Annotated in this window: 5 protein-coding genes; 3 read left to right on the plus strand and 2 right to left on the minus strand. The window is 42.7% G+C overall.

Features of this window, described 5'->3' with window-relative positions:
• The first annotated feature begins 272 nt into the window (after positions 1–272).
• The 3 genes from DZ54_RS0113160 to DZ54_RS0113170 all read left to right on the plus strand — a co-directional run bounded on the left by DZ54_RS0113160 (position 273) and on the right by DZ54_RS0113170 (position 1,908).
• Positions 273–1,172 (plus strand): LysR family transcriptional regulator, encoded by a 900-nt coding sequence (locus DZ54_RS0113160; RefSeq protein ID WP_025674566.1) that lies wholly within the window; start codon positions 273–275, stop codon positions 1,170–1,172.
• A 197-nt stretch (positions 1,173–1,369) separates the two neighbouring features.
• Positions 1,370–1,612 (plus strand): type II toxin-antitoxin system ParD family antitoxin, encoded by a 243-nt coding sequence (locus DZ54_RS0113165; RefSeq protein WP_025674567.1) that lies wholly within the window; start codon positions 1,370–1,372, stop codon positions 1,610–1,612.
• Complete coding sequence (locus DZ54_RS0113170; protein WP_025674569.1) at positions 1,609–1,908, plus strand: type II toxin-antitoxin system RelE/ParE family toxin; 300 nt, start codon at positions 1,609–1,611, stop codon at positions 1,906–1,908. Before DZ54_RS0113165 ends, DZ54_RS0113170 begins: the two co-directional genes overlap by 4 nt.
• 90 nt (positions 1,909–1,998) lie before the next feature.
• On the opposite strand, the gene DZ54_RS25550 is transcribed toward DZ54_RS0113170, so the two are convergent.
• Positions 1,999–2,832: an AAA family ATPase gene (locus DZ54_RS25550; RefSeq protein WP_205619401.1), complete on the minus strand. Its 834-nt coding sequence runs from the start codon at positions 2,830–2,832 to the stop codon at positions 1,999–2,001.
• Positions 2,833–2,871: 39 nt separating this feature from the next.
• Positions 2,872–4,041 carry an AAA family ATPase gene (locus tag DZ54_RS25555; protein ID WP_205619402.1) on the minus strand — a complete coding sequence of 390 codons (1,170 nt, stop codon included), beginning with the start codon at positions 4,039–4,041 and terminating at the stop codon, positions 2,872–2,874.
• Positions 4,042–4,220: the final 179 nt, after the last annotated feature.

Here is a 4,220-nt window from a genome sequence, read left to right on the forward strand (position 1 = left end):
TGCGCTGAAGTAGTCTTTAAATGTATCGATATCCACGGTATCTATCCCGAACTATTTTAGAATCTGCCTATATGATCACAGCCAGAGGTGATCGTCAAACCGATCCTTTTTTGGTTAAAAAACGTTCGCGATCTCGCCCTGATGAGAGACTGCTTCATGCTACCGAAAGTGTAACCTAGTGACGTTTGGTAACAAGTGCCAGTTCCTCTGCTTTTTTCGCCATCAACTATGCCAAAATGGCATGGTTAACAGACAGCTTTTAAGGGCCGTTTATGGATATTCGTGCGTTGCGCTATTTTATTGCCTTAGTGGAAAAGCAGAGCTTTACTGCCGCATCAGCGTCGTTGCATGTGACGCAACCGACAATCAGTAAAATGGTGCGTAACCTTGAGCAAGATGTGGGTCAGCCGTTGTTGCACCGAGAGGGAAGGCGGTTTTGGTTAACCGATGCTGGTGAGGTGGTGTATCAGCGTGCGCAGAGCATTATTGCTGAGTTCGAGCAGCTAAATACCGAGCTCGACGATCTCAATCAACTGGCGCGCGGCCAGCTTAGATTGGGGATGCCACCGATGATAGGGCCGCTGTATGCCAATGTGCTGCGTGAGTACCGACAACGCTACCCAAATGTCGCGCTCAGTATTGTCGAATACGGTGGGCGGCGCACCGAACAAGCCCTGATCAATGGTGAGATTGATGTAGCAATCACCATGCTCACCGACACCCAGCCTGAGTGCTTGCAAAGCTTACCCTTACAAACACACCCCATTTATGCAGTGCTGCCTAACCAAGCCGCGTGGCGTGCGCAAAAAAGCCTGACATGGCAGGCAGTGAAAGACGAACCGTTTTATCTGTATAGCGCCGAATTTACTCTAAGCGATCGGATTATTGCCCGCTGTGAAGAGCATGGTTATCAGCCCACCATTGCCGCGCGTAGCAGTCAGTGGGATTTTTTAGCCGCCTTGGTGAAAAGTGGTGCAGGGGTAGCGTTTTTACCTGCGCCCTTATGCCAGCGCCTCAGCGCCAGCTTAGAAGACAGTGAGTTATTGCTGGTGAAACCGATAAGCCCAGCGATTGAATGGCAACTCGGCTTAGTCTGGCACGGCGAGCGCTATGTCTCACGCACCGCCGAGGCTTGGATGCAGTTGTGCCAGTCGACAGAGGTGCATCGATAGACTCAGCGCGTTGATCTACAACGCCTCGTAGTACGCAATATAGTAGTGATCTTAAATTCGATGCTCAGAGACGGCGTGATATGGGATAAAAACCTCGCTAAAATTTAGGATTGACGACGTACTCGTTTGTTATGCGCCTTGCATCCAAGCCTAACCAGTACCATAATTAGGTATCTATTGGTATTGAGGGCTATGTTATGGCTAAGAACACTAGTATTACTTTGGGTGACCATTTTGACGGTTTTATTGCTAATCAAATCCAAAGCGGTCGCTATGGCTCTGCAAGTGAAGTCATTCGTTCCGCTTTACGTTTACTTGAAAGCCAAGAAACTAAAATGAACACTTTACGCCAGTTGCTTGTTGAAGGTGAAGAAAGCGGAGTTGCGGATTATGACCTTGATTCGTTTATCAATGAGTTAGATAGCGAAGAGAGAAAATGAGACCATTTCAGTTAACTAACAAGGCGAAATCTGATTTAAGAGATATAGCCTTGTTTAGCTCTCGACGTTGGGGTCGCGAACAGCGAAATATTTATCTAAAACAGTTTGATGACTCATTTTGGCTGTTAGCCGAAAATCCTGACATTGGTAAAGCCTGTGACGAAATTCGCGATGGCTACAGAAAGTTTCCACAAGGAAGTCACGTAATATTTTATCGTCAGATCGGCAGTCAAAATATTGAGATTATCCGCATCCTCCACAAAAGCATGGATGTGAATCCAATTTTTGGCGCATAACGCCTTGCTCACCGGAAAATTGGGAGCGCAGCGAGTAATTTTTCCGAGTGCAGCAACTTGTTATGTGCTGTACATTTTTCACCATTAAGTTTATGGAGTCCCTGCATGAATGACCTTTATAGCTCTTTCTGCAAAGTTAAGCAGCTCTCCATCAATAATATGAACCTGATCAGCTGCTGGATTAGTATCGTGATGAAACTGACCAGCATAGCGATTGATTTCATTAAGTTCCGCTGTAATATTTTGCGCATGAACTAAAGGACTAGGAGGCTGGGCACTATTAATTTGGTTTACTATCTCCCCGAATAGTAAACCGCTATTTATCATTCCTGGGAACCTTCTGTGTAAATATCCCTCAAGCATAGGTCTTATTGACCTCGCTATCTCCATACTGCTTTGAGCATTTCCTGCCATATATTCATCAAGCATCCTATGACATTTGAAATATGCACTCTCACATTCTTGGTCAATATTTATTTCATCAAAGTCGCTATAGCGATTGGCAACCGCCTTTAACTTTAAACACTTAACATTGTTTGGGTTTCCTGTGCGAAGCACATCATCACGGAGGTTTCGAAGAAAATGAACATCATGTGCGAGAACTATGATCTGCTCACAATTATCATGCAATCGTTTTAATACAGTGCGTGTTTGTTGTTTGCGATTAAGATCCAAGCTACACATTGGGTCGTCAATTATAATTATTTTACTGGCAAGATCAGGGTCTGATTCTGCTGATGCAATAAAAAATGCAAAGGCTAAAGTTCTCTTATCACCTTCGCTCAAAGAAGTATTAAAATCTGGTACACCACCATTTAAAGCAATATTGGCACCGCGCATTTGCAATACATAGTCACTTCTCAAACCACCCCGGTAATTAAAATCAATATTAGGAATCAGAAATTGAGCACCAAAACCGCGCAAAAGCTCATTAATACGATCTTTATAACTTTCTAGTGTTGCCTACATGATTTGATTCAAGGCGTCTTTTTTGGTTTGCTTTTCAGCTTTTGCAGCTACGTCTTGTCTTTTATCCAATGCAAGCTGTGAAAATAAATCTTTAACATCTTGCCTGTAACGTATTTTAGCCCACTCCAAATCACGGATTTGATTGCGCAAATTATCAATACTTAGAGCTGCCAAATTGTTTTTGTAGTCTGCTATAACAGCTATAGCATTTGAAATTGAGTCGTTACATGCAACGACAATATCTAATACTTCCTGCCATTTTCTATCGACTTCGTTTCTATCCACTCCAGAGCCAACAGAATCAAGCAAATTAACTTCTTTGCTTTCTCTCAAAGTGTTTAACAGATTTCCAATACTAGAAAAAGCATCCCTTGCCGAACTTTCATCGAATGTTGGTGGTGTTATCTCAACATGCTCCTGCCATCCATCAATGACTGCGCTGGCAGTTTCAAATCGTGACTTTAATCTGTCAATTATCTCATTTGAGCAGCTTGCGTTAATAAGGCCTTTCAGTCGAGAAACATCTGATTTAAGTTGATTATAATCTTGATTAAAGTAACTACGATATGATTGTATTAATTCGACTCCTTCAAGAGGTTGGTTGCAATACAAGCAATTACCTTCATCACCATATGCATGGCCGTCACTTATCCATTTCTCCAAACGATTCTTATTGTGAATATTTAAATGCTCTTTTACTTGCTGTTCCGCAGCTAGGTCTATATTTTCAAGGGACGTACTTAAAATATTGAAAACATCATCCACATTAAGTGTCGGTGTCACTAATTTTTGAGGCAATGCCTTAGCTTGAATAAGGCCGATGTTTTGTGCTTCGGCGATCTTGCCATTGAGAACTGATATTTGGTCATCCGCATCTACAACTTCGGCTATTCTTTCAAATTGAGTTTGCGTCAAACCTCTATGCAACACTTCCAATTGATCGCTTGTTTCACGTAAAGAACTGACTGCTATTTTCGCATTATTATCTGCAAGATCATATTCTTGTTGCGCAACAACAGCATTTTCGCCAAGAGCAAATTGCAATAGGTTTTTTCGTTGGTCGGCAGTGACTTGTCCACCTGCATAAACATTTTGCTCAACGAAATCGGCATCAAATACTAAAAGCTCTGGGCGTTCGACATCCCAACTCTGATGGCTCCCCACTTCTTACATAGAAGAATCAGTGAGATAGGATAAAAAAGGTAGTCAGATCCATGATAATCGGCGATTATGGGTCACTACAACACAAAAAGCGCCAACCACCATGAATCTAGCCAGTATTCTACACTCTTTTTTCCTGATGTCCGAGTTCTCTGCCATCAAAGATAAACGACGCATCAACG

This window comes from Salinivibrio socompensis S35 (assembly GCF_000513715.1).
GTDB lineage: Bacteria > Pseudomonadota > Gammaproteobacteria > Enterobacterales > Vibrionaceae > Salinivibrio > Salinivibrio socompensis.

What these genes read in the sequence shown, in the direction of transcription:
- DZ54_RS0113170 (WP_025674569.1), top strand. Translation starts at nt 1,609, where the DNA reads ATGAGACCATTTCAGTTAACTAACAAGGCGAAATCTGATTTAAGAGAT.
- DZ54_RS0113160 (WP_025674566.1), top strand. Translation starts at nt 273, where the DNA reads ATGGATATTCGTGCGTTGCGCTATTTTATTGCCTTAGTGGAAAAGCAG.
- DZ54_RS0113165 (WP_025674567.1), top strand. Translation starts at nt 1,370, where the DNA reads ATGGCTAAGAACACTAGTATTACTTTGGGTGACCATTTTGACGGTTTT.